Genomic DNA, 15137 nt, shown 5'->3' with positions numbered 1-15137 from the left:
GAAAATGCAGGTAAAGCGTCATCGTCGGCGCTCCGAGAACGTCGGTTTCCGACTTCTCGGGCGACGAGGTGGTCGTCCGATCCGCCTGGCCACCGCAGGTGCGTCGGCGGTAGCCCTCGCCGTCACCGGCACCGGCATCGGATTCGCCCAGACTGAATTGTTCGGGACCGACCAGGTGGGCCAGACCACCGACAACGGCCTGGTCATCTCCTCCGACCAGTACCTCGCGCCGTACGGCGAGCGCATGGTCATCAACAACGGCAAGATCATGTCCTCGGCGATCAGCCCCGACGGCACCCACATGGCGGCGTCGATCACCGACGGCGGCATGGCGTTGTCCATTGTGGACCTGAAAAGCTACAAGGTTCAGCAGCTGATCGGCAACAACGCCGCGGCGAACCTGCATATCCCGGGTAACGACATCGGGCAGGAAGGCCCGACGTACTCGCCGGACGGCAAGTCGCTGTGGCTGGGCCAGGCCGACGGGTACCGCAAGTTCACCGTGAACGCCGACGGAACGCTGGCGAACCCGACGTTCGTGCCCGTCGCCGCGGTCAACGGCAAGCGCGCGCTGGTCGGCGAGGCGGTGTTCTCGGCCGACGGCTCGACGGTGTACTCGGCGGTCAACGGCCAGAACCGGGTGGTCGCGATCGACGTCGCGACCGGTGCCATCACGCAGAGCTGGAACGTGGGCAGCGCCCCGCGGGACATGCTCCTCGTCGGCGGCAAGCTCTACGTCAGCAACGAGGGTGGCCGTCCGGCGCGGCCGGGCGAGACGACGATGAACTCCTACGGCACCCAGGTGCCGGCCAACGGGGACACCGGTTCCGCCACCACCGGTACCGTGAGCGTCATCGACGTCGCCAACCCGGCCGCCACGCCGGGCAGCATCGACGTGGGTCTGCACCCGACCGCGCTGTACGCGAAGAACGGCGCGCTGTTCGTCACCAACACCCAGTCGGACAACGTGTCGGTCATCGACACCGCCAACGACAAGGTGATTCAGACCATCGCGACGCAGCCGTGGGCTGACGCCTCGGTGGGTTACGGCCCGACCGCGACGACGCTGACCGACGACGGACACCTGCTGGTGACACTGGGCCGGGCCAACGCGGTCGCGGTCTACAAGTACGCCAACCCGGTGGAGCCGGCCAGCTTCATCGGTCTGCTGCCGACGGACTACACCCCGTCGGAGATCGCCACGGTCGGCAACGAGATCGTCGTGTCGAACACCCGCGGTATCGACGCGCGTCGCTCGACCACCGACCGGCACCGCACGCACGACACCACGTCGAGCCTGACGCACTTCGCGCTGCCCAGCGATGACGTGATCAAGGGCGAGACCGGCAAGGTGTTCACGCAGAACGGCTGGCGCGGCAACTCGCTGGCCAAGGCCAACGGTGCAGGCAACGTGCCGCCGGTCCCGGTTCCGGTCCGGCTCGGTGACCCCTCGACGATCAAGTACGTGTATTGGGTCGTGAAGGAGAACCGCACCTACGACCAGATGTTCGGTGACATGCCGCAGGGCAACGGTGACCCGTCGCTGGCCTCCTACGGTCAGAAGGTCACGCCGAACAACCACGCGCTGGCCAGCCAGTTCGGCCTGTACGACAACATCTACGACACCGGCACCAACTCCGCCGAGGGCCACAACTTCGTGACGCAGGCGGACAACCCGGAGTACACCGAGTCGACCGCGGGTGAGTACATCCGTAGCTACGACACGGAGGACGACGTGCTGGGTCACCAGCGGTCGGGCTTCATCTGGACCGGCGCGAAGAACGCGGGCAAGTCCGTCAAGAACTTCGGCGAGTTCCAGGACTTCGAGCAGAAGCCGGCCGGTGCTACCTGGCAGACGTACTGGTGCGACGCGAAGAACATGGCCGCGACCGGGCAGCCCAGCGCTTACCCGATCAAGGTCGGTTCGGCGATCCCGTCGCTGAACGAGGTGTCGGTGCCGGGCTTCCCGCACTTCGACCTGAATGTTCCGGACGTCTACAAGTACGAGGTCTGGAAGCAGGACTTCGAGAAGAACGGTCCTGCGAACCTCAACATGATGTGGCTGTCCAACGACCACACCGGTGGCGCGACCAACGGCCCGGCTCAGGTCGCGGACAACGACCTCGCGCTCGGCAAGCTGGTGGACACGATCTCGCACAGCAAGTACTGGCCCGAGACCGCCATCTTCGTCGTCGAGGACGACTCGCAGGCCGCTGCCGACCACGTCGACGGCCACCGTGCGCCGGTCCAGATCATCAGCCCGTGGGCCAACCACGGCGTGGTTGAAAACCACTACGGCAGCCAGATCACCATGCTTCGCACCGTAGAGCAGATGCTGGGTATTCAGCCGATGAACCAGAAGGACACCGCGGCGTCGCCGATGAGCCAGGCGTTCACCCCGCACGCCGACTTCACGCCGTACAACGCGGTGCCCAACCAGGTGCCGCTGACCGACGGTCTGAAGACGATGCCCGAATGTGGCGCGGACGTCCCGGCCCAGCCGGCTGTGACGACCACCGCGGTGCCCGCGGACAAGCAGCAGCTCGCGGCGCAGTGGGCCGGCTGGAAGGCTCAGCAACAGGTGAACGGGACGGCCGACAAGGTCGACGCGTTCAACCCCGCGCAGCTGAACCACCTCGGCTGGTACGAGGCGACCGGCTGGGAGAAGCCGTTCCCGGGCGAGGACAAGTTCTACGCCCCGGCCGACGTGCCGGGTGCGGCGATTCCGTCCCGGGATTCCGACGGCTGACGTAAGTCGATCCCGTCACAAGGGTCCCTGCCCGGCGTCCAGCCGGACGGGGGCCCAGGCGGGGTTTTACATCGGCCACTTCGATCTGTGGCAGGAATTCAGTATTACCAAGGGAGACTGTCTTGACAGCACCGATGTCCCGCCGCGACGCCCTCCGTGCTGGCGCCGCGGGCGTGTTCAGCATCATGATCGCCGGCAGTGTGGAGGCGATCGCCGCTCCCGCCGCTTCGGCGATGACCCGACGGGTCGCCGGCTACGGCCCCCTGGTCCCGGACCCGGCCGGCATTCTGTCGCTGCCGGAAGGATTCTCGTACAAGATCGTGGCCGAGACCGGCGTCACCAAGCTGGAGTCCGGTGAGCTGACCCCGTCCGACCCCGACGGCACCGCCGTCTTCGAGGCCGACGGCCAACTGGTGCTCATCAACAACCACGAGGTCGGTGGCAGCGAGCCGTACCGGGTGCCCACCCTGGACGGCCTGACGTTCGACCCGGGCGCGGGCGGCGGCACCACCAACATCGTCGTGGACAATGAGGGCAACCGGGTCAACGAGTACGTCAGCCTGGCCGGTACCCACAACAACTGCGCCGGTGGCCGCACGCCGTGGAACACCTGGATCACCTGCGAGGAGACCGAGCAGCGCGCCGGCGGTGCCTTCCTGCACGATCATGGCTGGTGCTTCGAGGTCGACGCCTTCGACCGCGACGCCAACCTGAACCCGGTGCCGCTGAAGTTCCTCGGCCGTTTCTCGCACGAGGCGATCAGCCTCGACCAGGCCGACAACCGCATCTACCTCACCGAGGACGCCGGCAGCCCGAACGGTCTCTATTACCGGTGGACCCCGCCGGCCGGTTTCACCGGCGGCAAGGGTGCGCTGCGCAAGCTGGCGCTCTCCGAGGGCGGCGACACCGCCGGCACCCTGGAGGCGATGGCCTGCTACCTGGGCAGCACGCGGATCACCGACCTGTCGGAGGCCACTCGGACCGGCGCCCGCTACGACGTGAAGTGGGTCGAGGTCCCGGACCGGCTTGCCACGGCGGCCTCGATCCGCAAGCAGTTCGGCGCGGGTGAGGTCACCTCCAGCCGCAAGCTTGAGGGCGCCTACTACGGCGACCGCGGCCACTACTTCGTCGCCAGCTTCGCCCGGGCGAGCGACGGCAGCGTCAACGAGCACGACGGCCAGGTGTGGTTCTACGACCCGGCCACCGAAACCGTCACCCTGAAGACCATCTTCAAGGTGAACCCGAACCCCGACGAGGACAACGACTTCGACGGCCCCGACAACATCGTGGTGGACCCGAACGGTGGTCTGATCCTCGCCGAGGACGGCGAGGGCATCCAGCACCTCGTCGGTATCACCAAGGAGGGCGACAGCTACCCGTTGGCGCGCAACGAGGTGAGCGTCGACAAGGAGTTCACCGGCCCGACCTTCGCCAAGGACGGCCAGCTGCTGTTCGCCAACATCCAGTCGCCAGGCCACGTCTTCGCGATCACCGGCCCGTTCCACACACCGGGCACCCCGTCTGACGCGGGCGTCCCCCGAGCCTGACGGCTCCACCGCGACACCGGCACCGATGGACCTCGGTTCATCGGTGCCGGTGCCGCCGTATTTCCGGGTCGCTCACACGGAGGTCGAGGTCGTCACGACGTACTCGATCGAGACGGGCAAACCGTGGGTGACCGCGGAAAGCGTCTTCACCTGAGACCGACGAAACGCACCGACGCGTGCTCGCGGTGATCACTTTCCTCGAGGCCCGCTGACCTAGTCCCCACCGGCGGGGCCGCCCCCTGGATGCCCAGTCGGCCATATCGACTGGCGCCGTCGACGAGGCCGAACGCACGCTATGCGGCATGAGCGCGCGTTGTGCCCACAGCGTTGTGAGTGCGCCTACGACGCATTCGCGTCAGGGGCGGTGCGCGTGGAGACCGTCGACGAGGATTGACAGCAACCGCGGCCCTCGCGAGTCGAGTTCGGCGTCGTCCAGTCGAGACAGCCAGCTGATGAGCACGATGACGTCGCGGGCTTCGGCGTCGGCGCGGACGCTGCCGGCCGAGCGACCGGCAGCCAGCAGCAGTTCCACGGCCTCACCGATCGGGCCGAGGCTGTGGGCAGCGAGGTCACGCCACGTCGCTGCCTCGACGGCGGCGAACACGTCACGCTTGACCCGGGCGTAGGCGGCCACCCGGTCGAACCACGCCGCCAACGCATCCAGCGGCTGGTGAGTGGCCAGGAGCCGCGAAGCCGCGGCCACCAGGTCTTCCACTTCATGGCGGTACACCTCAGCGAGGAGGGCCTCCCGTGTCGGGAAGTGCCGGTACAGCGTGCCCTGCCCGATGCCGCAGGCCTTCGCTACCGCGTTGAGCTTCAGCTCGCCCGCCTCGTGCACGAGATCGCGTGCCGCTTGCAGGATTCGTTCGCGGTTGCGCTGGGCGTCCGCACGCTGCGTTCCGGCGCTCTTGACAGAAGCGGACACGTGTCCGTTAGGCTCATCGGGGTAACCGGACATGTGTCCATTCTAGCGGAGGATCCCCGTGACCATTCAGGGCAAGGTCGTCGCCATCACCGGCGCCAGCAGCGGAATTGGTGAAGCAACGGCTCGCCACCTCGCCTCGCTCGGCGCGGCCGTCGTCCTCGGCGCCCGCCGCACCGACCGGCTGGACCGGCTGGTCGCCGAGATCGAAGCGGCCGACGGCGAGGCAGCTGCCACCCGCGTGGACGTCACCGACCCCGGCGACCTCCAGTCGCTCGTCAACGCCGCCGTCGAGCGCTTCGGCCGTCTGGACGTCTTGGTGGGCAACGCCGGGATCAGCAGGATCAGCTCCATCGCTGACTTGGACGTCGAGGGCTGGTCGGCGATGGTCGACGTGAACGTCAAGGGGATCCTGCACGGGATCGCCGCTGCCCTGCCGGTGTTCCGCCGTCAGGGCAGTGGTCACCTCGTCACCGTCGTCTCGACCTCTGGCCTGAAGATCGTCCCCACCCAGGCGGTGTACGCCGGGACGAAGAATGCGGTGCGCACCCTCCTGGAGGGCCTGCGGCAGGAGAGCACCGACGGGGTTCTGCGGACGACGTCGATCTCCCCGGGTTACGTCCGCACCGAGCTCGTCGACAACGCCGTCGACGATCCGGCCGTGCGCGAGCAGGTCAAGCAGAACATGGCTGATCTCGGTATCGACCCCGCGGCGGTGGCCCGGGCGATCGCCTTCGCGATCGATCAACCCGACGACGTCGAAATCGGGGACCTGACCATTCGACCGACTCACCAGGGCTGAGTGACCCGCTCATCGGCAATAGCGGACGTTGTCAGCGCCGTGGGCCTGATGTGCACTGCCGGGACTGCGGACCAGTCGACGAAACCCTTTCGGCTAGCCGCAGCAGCAATCGATCAACATGTCGTGGCGTTCGACAGGAGCGAGAGAGCTGGCTGCAGTGATTGAACACGATCGGCTGCCCGGAGCCCCAGTTCTTGTAGTAGATCTCCGTGCCGTCGGTGGTGGTGATGGTGCCCATCCGATGCCTTCCTGGAACGTTTGTGGGACGGCGCGGAGGCAGCACTGCCAGCTCGAACACATCTCTTCCCGCGCACGTCCTTAAGGCGGTCTCAACACCACTCCACGCTCCACACGGTCTGGCCCGGCTCCCCAGGGCATTACGTCACCCAATCGCCGGCCGATCGAACATCAGACAGTCGACAACAAGAGTGGGATTTCCCCTTCCCCGTCGCTGCCGCCGCGCGCTCGTCCTGCCCTACCCGCGATGAATCGACGGCGCGCACGAGCAACGGTTCCGCTGACTCCGCGCCGTGCGGTGACCAGCAATGAATGAAAGGCCCGGCTGTCGGCCGGGGCGACGTGGAAGTTTCCTGAAACACCCTTCGCATGCATGGCACTACGTCACGAGCCCCGGCGCTCGCGGGCCGATCACCAACGACGAACACGCCTCCGCCCGGTCACCGGGACGCGTCCTCATCGATGCGTGGGAGGGGGATTTCCGCCTCGGTGGATTGCGTCGGTTCAACTTGATGCGAAGCAGCGCGCCTCTCCAGGTCGATCGAGCGCCGTAGCGCTCCCACGGTGTGCGCCCGGCGGCGGGAGCTCCGGACACAGGTGCTTCGCCTCGCTGCCCCGTGGAAAATCTGATCTTCTTGGTGCACGCAAGCCCCCTTGCGTAATGGGGCGGGTGACCCCCCGACGGTCACCCGCGCCCTTCCCCGAATCCCGGCAAGACCCCCGACGTCTCACCAGGCACACACCCCTGTTACAGCAGGTCAGCGGGCATGTACAGAGAGTTTCACGAGCCACCGGAGGTGGTGTCAAGGAAGTGGGCGTTAAATCCAGGTAACCAGACGACCCGCATCGGACAACAGGCCCAGACGCCGGACAGAAAACGCCCCCGCACCCGACCGGCGAAATCCGGAAGGATGCGGGAGCCCGCTACGTCATGCGGCGTGGTGCCGCCCGGGGCGAGCTCGTCGACGGCCGGCGGCTCGTAGGTGAGTGGGGTGTTGAACCCGAGCAGTAGCCAGATCGCCCATGGCGGGAGGGCGGCTCGATCTTGCGGAGTGCGGCGTAGACCGCGGCGAGCACCAGCGGCACGACGGTCGCCGCGCCGGCGTCGCCGAGGGGTGCGAACACCTCTTCGGTTGCGCGTGCGGTGACGAGTAGGCGACGAGCGTGCACCAGGCGACAGGGACGACGGTGCGCAGCCAGCCGCGGAGTTGGTCTGTTGCCTTTGAGGCTCGCAGCATTCCCGGCGAACGCGGCCAGCTGCCGCTAAACGTCGTAGTACAGCTCGAACTCGTACGGGTTCGGGCGCAGTCGCAGGGGGTCGATCTCGTGCTCCCGCTTGAAGGCGATCCAGGTCTCGATCACGTCCGGGGTGAAGACGTCGCCGCGCAGCAGGAAATCCTGGTCGGCCACGAGGCTTTCCAGCACCGCTTCCAGCGAGGACGGAACCTGGACGACATCGGCGGCCTCCTCCGGAGGTAGCTCGTAGAGGTCCTTGTCGATGGGGTCGGGCGGCTCGATCTTGTTCGCGACGCCGTCCAGGCCGGCGAGCATCATCGCCGCGAAGGCCAGGTACGGGTTTCCGGAGGAGTCCGGGCAGCGGAACTCGATGCGCTTGGCCTTCGGGCTGGCGCCCGTCACCGGGATGCGGATGCAGGCCGAGCGGTTGCGCTGGGAGTAGACCAGGTTCACCGGCGCCTCGAAGCCGGGCACCATGCGGTGGTACGAGTTCACCGTGGGGTTGGTGAACGCCAGCAGGCTCGGCGCGTGGTGCAGGATGCCGCCGATGTAGTGCCGCGCGAGATCGGAGAGCCCTGCGTAGCCCGTCTCGTCGTAGAACAGCGGCTTTCCGTTCTTCCACAACGACTGGTGGGTGTGCATGCCAGAGCCGTTGTCACCGAACAGCGGCTTGGGCATGAACGTGGCTGTCTTGCCGTGCCGCCACGCGGTGTTCTTCACGATGTACTTGTAGAGCTGCAGGTCGTCCGCGGCGTGCAGCAGCGTGTTGAACCTGTAGTTGATCTCGGCCTGGCCCGCGGTGCCGACCTCGTGGTGGGCCTTCTCCACGGTGAAACCCGCATCGATCAGGTTCAGCACGATCTCGTCGCGCAGGTCCGCCAGATGGTCGGTGGGCGGGACCGGGAAGTAACCCGCCTTGTACTTGATCTTGTAACCCTGGTTGCCCCCGTCCTCGGCGCGGCCGGTGTTCCACCAGCCCTCGATGGCGTCGATCTCGTGGAACGAGGTGTTCTCCGCATTCGCGAACCGCACCGAGTCGAAGAGGTAGAACTCGGCTTCCGGCCCGAAGTAGGCCAGGTCGGCGATGCCGGAGTCGGCCAGGTACTGCTCTGCTTTGCGCGCGATGTTGCGCGGGTCGCGGCTGTAGGGCTGCAGCGTGAACGGATCGTGCACGAAGAAGTTGAGGCTCAACGTCTTCTTGGCGCGGAACGGGTCCAGTCGAGCGGTGTAGGGGTCGGGCAACAGGAGCATGTCCGACTCGTGTATCGCCTGGAATCCGCGCACCGACGACCCGTCGAAGGCGATGCCTTCGTCGAAGATCTCGGCGGAGAACGGCTTGGCGGGCACGGCGAAGTGCTGCATGATGCCCGGCAGATCGCAGAACCGGACATCGATGAACTTCACGCCCTCATCGGAGATGAACCGCAGGACCTCCTGCGGGCTGTCGAACATCGCTACCTCCGAATCTCTTGATCTGGCTTCAGGAAGCGAGCGCACGGCGCAGGAACTGCCCGGTGTAGCTGGTCTCGTCGTCGGCGACCGCTTCGGGAGTGCCCGTGGCGACCACCCGACCGCCGGCCGACCCGGCCTCGGGCCCCAGGTCGATGATCCAGTCGGCGGTCTTGACGACCTCGATGTTGTGCTCGATGACGATCACCGTGTTGCCGACTTCCACCAGCCGTTGCAGCACGTCGAGCAGCTTGTGGACGTCATCGAAGTGCAGTCCCGTGGTGGGCTCGTCCAGGATGTACGCGGTGCCCCCGTTCGAACGCCGGGTGAGCTCCGTGGCGAGCTTCACCCGCTGCGCCTCGCCACCGGACAACGTCGGCGCGGGCTGCCCCAGTCGCACGTACCCCATACCGACGTCGACCAGCGTGCGCAGGCGGCGGGCGATGCCCGGCAACGCCCCGAAGAACTCCAGCGCCTGTTCGATGGGCATGTCCAGGACCTCCGCGATCGTCTTCCCCTTGTAGCGCACGTCCAGGGTTTCGCGGTTGTAGCGGGCCCCGCCGCACTGCTCGCACGGCACGTACACGTCGGGGAGGAAATGCATCTCGATCCGGATGGTTCCGGCGCCGGCACATGCTTCGCAGCGTCCGCCCCGCACGTTGAAGGAGAACCGCCCCGGCCGGTAGCCGCGGACCTTGGCCGTAGTGGTGGCGGCGAACAGGCTGCGGATGGGATCGAACGCCCCGGTGTAGGTGGCGGGGTTGGAACGCGGCGTGCGGCCGATCGGCGACTGGTCGACGTGGACGACCTTGTCGAGGCTGTCGATTCCGGTGATGGAGCCGTGTTTTCCGGGCACCGCGCGGGCGCCGTGCAGCTTCCGGGCCAGTCCGTTGTAGAGGATGTCGTTGACCAAAGTGGACTTCCCCGAGCCGGAAACCCCGGTCACGGCGATCATGCAGCCCAGCGGGAAGGACACGTCGATGCTGCGCAGGTTGTGCTCGCGCGCCGCGTGGACCGTCAGGACGCGCTTCAGGTCGACCGCACGTCGCAGGGCCGGCACTGGGATCTTGCGGCGACCCGTCAGGTATTCGGCGGTCAGCGACTTCTGGTTGGCCAGCAAGGTGTCCAGCGGACCGCTGTGCACGATCGTCCCGCCGTGCTCACCTGCGCCGGGACCGATGTCCACGACCCAGTCGGCGGCGCGGATGGTGTCCTCGTCGTGTTCGACGACGATCAGCGTGTTTCCCAGATCCCGCAGGCGGGTCAGCGTCGCGAGCAGGCGGTGGTTGTCCCGCGGGTGCAGGCCGATCGAAGGTTCGTCCAGCACGTAGAGGACCCCGGCCAGCCCGGAGCCGATCTGCGTGGCCAAGCGGATCCGCTGGGCCTCTCCCCCGGCGAGCGTGCCCGCCGGGCGATCCAGCGACAGGTAGTCCAGCCCGACATCGAGCAGGAAACCCAGGCGCGCCTGGGTTTCCGAGAGCACCCGGCCTGCGATCGCGCGTTCGCGGCGGCCGAGCACCAGGCCGCGCAGGAACTCGGCGCAGCCCGCCACCGACAGCGCGGACACCTCGGCGATCGAGCGCTTCCCCAGCGTCTTGTGTTCCAGCGTGACGGCGAGGATTTCCGGTTTCAAGCGGGTGCCCGCGCACTCCGGGCAGGGCACTTCCCGCAGGTAACCCTCGTACCGCTGGCGCACGTAGTCCGACTCGGTCTGCTCCAAGCGGCGCTCCAGGAACGGAATCACTCCTTCGAAGCGGGCGTAGTAGGACCGCCGTCGGCCGTAGCGGTTGCGGTACTGCACGTGGATCTGGTCGTCGGAGCCGTAGAGCACCGCCTTCTGAACCCTCGCGGGCAGCCGCCGCCACGGGGTGTCCATCGAGAAGCCACGGGCGTCGGCCAAGGAGCTCAGCAGGCGCTGGAAGTACTCGCTGGTCTGACCGCCCTGCCACGGCGCCACGGCACCATCCGCCAGCGACAACTCGGGATTCGCGATCACCAGTTCCGGGTCGACCTCGCGGTGCACCCCGATCCCGGTGCACACCGGACATGCGCCGTACGGGGAGTTGAAGGAGAAGGACCGCGGCTCGAAGTCCTGCACGCCGACGGGGTGGCCGCGGGAACACGCGAAGTTCTGCGAGAACGACCACTGCCGGTCCCGCGACCGCGGCGGTTGGTCGACGAACTCCACGATCACGACCCCGTCCGCCAACCCCAGGGCTGCCTCCACCGACTCCGTCAAGCGCTGCCTCATCCCCGGTTTGACCACGAGCCGGTCGATGACCACTTCGATGGAGTGCTGCTCCTGCTTCTTCAGCTTCGGCACGTCGTCGAGGTGGCGCACCTCGCCGTCCACCGACACCCGCGCATACCCCTGCGAATGCAAGCGGGCAAACAGTTCCGCGTACTCCCCCTTGCGCCCGCGCACCACCGGCGCCAGCACCTGGAACCGGGTGCGCTCGGGCAGGGCCAGCACCTGGTCGACGATCTGTTGCGGGGTCTGCCTGCTGATCCGCTCGCCGCAGATCGGGCAGTGCGGCTCGCCCACGCGGGCGTACAGCAGCCGCAGGTAGTCGTAGACCTCGGTGACGGTGCCCACCGTCGACCGAGGGTTGTGGCTGGTGGCCTTCTGATCGATCGACACCGCGGGCGAGAGACCCTCGATGACTTCCACGTCCGGCTTGTCCATCTGGCCCAGGAACTGGCGCGCGTACGCCGACAGCGACTCCACATATCGGCGCTGGCCTTCCGCGAAGATCGTGTCGAACGCCAGGGAGGACTTCCCGGAACCGGACAGGCCCGTGAACACGATCAAACTGTCCCGAGGCAGGTCGACACCCACGCCGCGCAAGTTGTGCTCACGCGCGCCACGCACGACCAAGCGGTCAGCCACGGCTCAAGATCCAGCCCACGTCAGGACAACACAACCAGTTTGGCACAGGGCCGCGCCGTGGCGCACCGCAGCGGCAGGCCTCGGCCCTCCGGCAAAGCCCCTGGCCCACCCAGGCCCGAGTGTCCAGTTGGCTGCGCCGATCATCGTTGACCATCCGCGATGGGAAGGGCTGGTGCATATCTGATCTGCGAAGGCAGCTGGTGGCAGGTCGGGCAAGGAATTGTCGGAAGCGGCGCCAGTCGTGTGGCGACCTACCAACTCATTCACCTGCTGCCGGCCCCAGTGGTTGTTCGTCCTGCGCTGGCCGATGTTGCGCGTCCTGGCGGTGTGCGCCGGGCCCGGCGCTGCCGCTGCACTGGTCGGGCTGCCGATCACCTCATGAGCGGCGAAGGCCAGTCAGCGTCGGCGCGTCGTTGGTGTGCGGCACCTGTTGGCGGACTTTGTCGTGGCCGGAGCGCACTCCGCGCAACGGCCGTGATCTCCACGACGAGGCGCACGTCGCCGAAGTCGTGGTCGGCGGCCACCGCTGTTGCCCAGTGCTCGACGAACGTCAGCTCGATCGGGACTCTTCGTTGGCAGTCTTGGCACGCCTCGCGCACCTCACCTCTGGTGACGTGTGCACGTGGAAGCCGCGTAGCGCAGCAGGACGCTGGTCTCAAGGGTGAGTTCGACGAGTGACTTCCGCTGCTTGCTGGGCGGCGCCTCGGCCATTGCGTTGAGGCGGTGGAGGGAGGCGCCGATGATCGCGTCGTGTTCCGGGGTTCCCATCGCGGCTGGCCCACCTACCGGGATGGGCCGTGGGGAGGTGATCGGCGCGACCACGGGCTCAAGATGCGTTGGGGTGGTCTGTGCCACTCGGTCGTGGTTGGTCCGTCGGGCCCGGCTTGCGAAGGCGGAACCTGTCGACTGGGAGCAGAACCTGGCAAGGGAGATCGCCCAGAGCGGTCGGCATGGTGAATGTGACCACGCCCAACCACTGGCCGCGGGACGACCGTAGCCATCCAAGCTGTTGTCCCTTCACTTGGTCGAGCGGCAGCCCCTGGGCGCGGACGATCAGCGGGATCTCGCTGGCCCGGGTGAGCCCCGGTTTCCACCGGGACAGCAAGGCGTCAAGGTCGACCCAGACCGGCCGCGGAGTGCGGAAGAGCCGTGCGACCATCGGGTGCACATCCGGGCCTGTGTCGAACACGTGTTCAGTATGCGACTTGGGCAGTCTTGATCACCAGTCGCACCGCTGGCGGTGGCACGCGTCGCGGCGCAGGCTCACAGAATGGGAGCCCAGCCGCAGGTGCCCGCGTGGGTGTTTCGCGGGCCGATGCTGCCCACCGCGGGCCCGCCGCCGACTGGGAGTGGGTTCGCGGTCGAGATCAAATGGGATGGGATGCGGGCGTTGGTGGCCGCCGGGCGGGAGGGTGTCCGGTTGTTCAGCCGCTCGGGCAGGGATGTCACGTCGTCGTTTCCCGAGCTGCGTGCGCTCGGGGACGTCGTGGGGGGTCACCGGGGCGTTCTCGACGGCGAGATCGTCGCTATCGGCGGGAGCGGGCAGCCCGACTTCGTCCGCTTGCAGAACCGGATTCACCGCACCCGCCCGACCGTGCAGTTGCTGCGGGATGTGCCTGTCCGCTTGTATCTCTTCGACCTTCTCCGGCTCGATGGGGTGGACCTGCTCCACGTCCCCTATATCGACCGCCGCCACCAGCTCACCGGCCTCGGCCTGGACCATGGTCCGATCCGGGTGCCGGCGTACTACACCGACATCTCGCCGGCGGAACTGCTGGAGATCGCGGCTCAGCTTCAGTTGGAGGGCATCGTGGCCAAGCGCCTCACCTCGCACTACGTGCCTGGCAGACGCTCGCCGGAGTGGATCAAGACGGTAATCCAAACGCATGCCGACGTGGTAATCGGTGGATGGGTACCGGGCAGCGGCCGGTACCGCCACGTCACCGGCTCGCTGTTGGTCGGTCTTTACGACGAGACCGGCGCGCTTCGCTATGTGGGCAACGTCGGCACCGGGTTCTCCGATCAGGACCGGGAGGCGCTCGCCGCGGGGCTGGACGAGATCAGCCGACCGGCGAGCCCGTTCGTCGATGCGGTGCCGCGAGAGTTCGCCAATTATGCCCGGTGGGTCGAGCCTGTGGTGATCGCTGAGGTCGCTTACCGCGAACGGACCGACGATGGCCGATTGCGACATCCGACCTTTCGACGCATCGTTGCGCCGGAGGATGATCTTCCGGCGTAAGAAAAGGCCCTTTGCGTGCAGTCAACCGTCTGTGTCTTTCCCGTCGTTGTGGTCTTGCCGTCTGTGCGAATGGCACGGGTCTGTACTGCCGGATTCGCCAACTCATCGAAGCTCTGTGAGCGACCGGATATCGTCCCGCTGTAGTCGGGGTGCGAGTGCGGCGGCGCTTGGTCTTTTGAATGCGGGGAAGGCTGACGCGCATCGGCTTCGGTTGGTGCCTGCGGCTACGGCTAGGGGCGAAGTCGATGAGCGGTGGTGTCGAAGAGGGTTCGTTGGGCGAGGTTGCTGGCCACTGCGGCGGCCACGGCCGTGGCGGCGAGCAGCATGTACATGACCACGATCTGGTAGCGGATGGCGGTCAGCGGATCGACGCCGGCGAGGATGAGTCCGGTCATGGCGCCGGGCAGGCTGATCAGACCGACGACCTTGGTGGAGTCGATCGCGGGTAGCAGGGCGGTGCGTGCGGCCGATCGGCGGTGCGGGCTGAAGGCGTGGTCGGTGGGCATGCCCAGGGACAGGCGGGCCTCGATGGCTGGTCGGGCTTGGCGCACGTCCTCGGCCAGCCGTAGCAGGGTCAGTCCGGTGGCCTGCATCGCGCCTGCGACGATCATGCCGCCGATGGGGACGACGACTCGGGGTTCGCCGGGCAGGATGTGGAAGGCCAGCAGGACCGCCAGCGCGACCGACGAGCCGAGGGTGATCGCGGCGGTGGCCACGGTTCCGGCGGCGTTCTGGATGGTTTCTGCGCGACCGGCCGCGGCCAGCGCGTGCAACGACCTGTACACAGTGGCCAGTCCGATGTTTTCGCCGTTCGTGCGCATGGTGAGGTGCAGTGCTTGTGCACTCACGAAGCCGGGTGTTCGCAGGAGGGCTTCGAACACGGCTCGCCTCTGGCGGCTCCAGCTGTTGGTGCGGTCATGTGACGGGTTCATGCTGCTGCCGGCCTCGCAATCACCGAGCGCGCTTCGGCGCTAGTAGTACTTCGTTAAGTCTTGATCTTGTTGGTGGGCATGCTTCATGATCTTGGTGTGGATCTTGGTGCGGTGGAACGTCTTCGGGGCGAGTT

At 67.1% G+C, this 15137-nt stretch carries 10 protein-coding genes; 5 read left to right on the top strand and 5 right to left on the bottom strand.

Going from position 1 to position 15137, the window contains the following annotated elements; all coding sequences use genetic code 11:
• Positions 1 to 4: 4 nt before the first annotated feature.
• The 3 genes from AC07FN_RS41815 (at position 5) to AC07FN_RS41805 (ending at position 4450) form a co-directional block, all read left to right on the top strand.
• Positions 5 to 2749: a bifunctional YncE family protein/alkaline phosphatase family protein gene (locus tag AC07FN_RS41815; protein WP_478400666.1), complete on the top strand. Its 2745-nt coding sequence runs from the start codon at positions 5 to 7 to the stop codon at positions 2747 to 2749.
• 122 nt (positions 2750 to 2871) lie between these two features.
• Positions 2872 to 4296: an alkaline phosphatase PhoX gene (locus AC07FN_RS41810; RefSeq protein WP_478400665.1), complete on the top strand. Its 1425-nt coding sequence runs from the start codon at positions 2872 to 2874 to the stop codon at positions 4294 to 4296.
• Positions 4297 to 4321: 25 nt separating this feature from the next.
• On the top strand, positions 4322 to 4450 hold the full coding sequence (locus tag AC07FN_RS41805; RefSeq protein WP_478400664.1) for a hypothetical protein: 129 nt from the start codon (positions 4322 to 4324) through the stop codon (positions 4448 to 4450).
• A 201-nt stretch (positions 4451 to 4651) separates the two neighbouring features.
• On the opposite strand, the gene AC07FN_RS41800 is transcribed toward AC07FN_RS41805, so the two are convergent.
• Positions 4652 to 5221 (bottom strand): TetR/AcrR family transcriptional regulator, encoded by a 570-nt coding sequence (locus AC07FN_RS41800; protein ID WP_478400663.1) that lies wholly within the window; start codon positions 5219 to 5221, stop codon positions 4652 to 4654.
• Positions 5222 to 5279: 58 nt separating this feature from the next.
• Between AC07FN_RS41800 and AC07FN_RS41795 the strand changes: the two genes are divergently transcribed.
• Positions 5280 to 6020, top strand: coding sequence for an SDR family oxidoreductase (locus AC07FN_RS41795; RefSeq protein WP_478400662.1), 741 nt, complete (start codon positions 5280 to 5282; stop codon positions 6018 to 6020).
• 1500 nt (positions 6021 to 7520) lie between these two features.
• Here AC07FN_RS41795 and glnA read toward each other — a convergent pair.
• The 3 genes from glnA to AC07FN_RS41780 all read right to left on the bottom strand — a co-directional run bounded on the left by glnA (position 7521) and on the right by AC07FN_RS41780 (position 12600).
• Positions 7521 to 8945, bottom strand: a complete 1425-nt coding sequence (gene glnA / locus AC07FN_RS41790; protein ID WP_478400661.1) for a type I glutamate--ammonia ligase — start codon at positions 8943 to 8945, stop codon at positions 7521 to 7523.
• Between the two features lie 28 nt (positions 8946 to 8973).
• Positions 8974 to 11832, bottom strand: a complete 2859-nt coding sequence (gene uvrA / locus AC07FN_RS41785; RefSeq protein WP_478400660.1) for an excinuclease ABC subunit UvrA — start codon at positions 11830 to 11832, stop codon at positions 8974 to 8976.
• Between the two features lie 600 nt (positions 11833 to 12432).
• Positions 12433 to 12600, bottom strand: coding sequence for a hypothetical protein (locus tag AC07FN_RS41780; RefSeq protein WP_478400659.1), 168 nt, complete (start codon positions 12598 to 12600; stop codon positions 12433 to 12435).
• Positions 12601 to 13102: 502 nt separating this feature from the next.
• Between AC07FN_RS41780 and ligD the strand changes: the two genes are divergently transcribed.
• Positions 13103 to 14071: a non-homologous end-joining DNA ligase gene (gene ligD / locus AC07FN_RS41775; RefSeq protein ID WP_478400658.1), complete on the top strand. Its 969-nt coding sequence runs from the start codon at positions 13103 to 13105 to the stop codon at positions 14069 to 14071.
• Between the two features lie 230 nt (positions 14072 to 14301).
• Here ligD and AC07FN_RS41770 read toward each other — a convergent pair whose 3' ends face one another.
• Positions 14302 to 15003, bottom strand: coding sequence for an ABC transporter permease (locus AC07FN_RS41770; protein WP_478400657.1), 702 nt, complete (start codon positions 15001 to 15003; stop codon positions 14302 to 14304).
• Positions 15004 to 15137: the final 134 nt, after the last annotated feature.

The sequence above is a fragment of the Saccharopolyspora sp. NPDC045941 genome, assembly GCF_056431445.1.
This window is presented reverse-complemented; position numbering and strand designations above follow the sequence as displayed.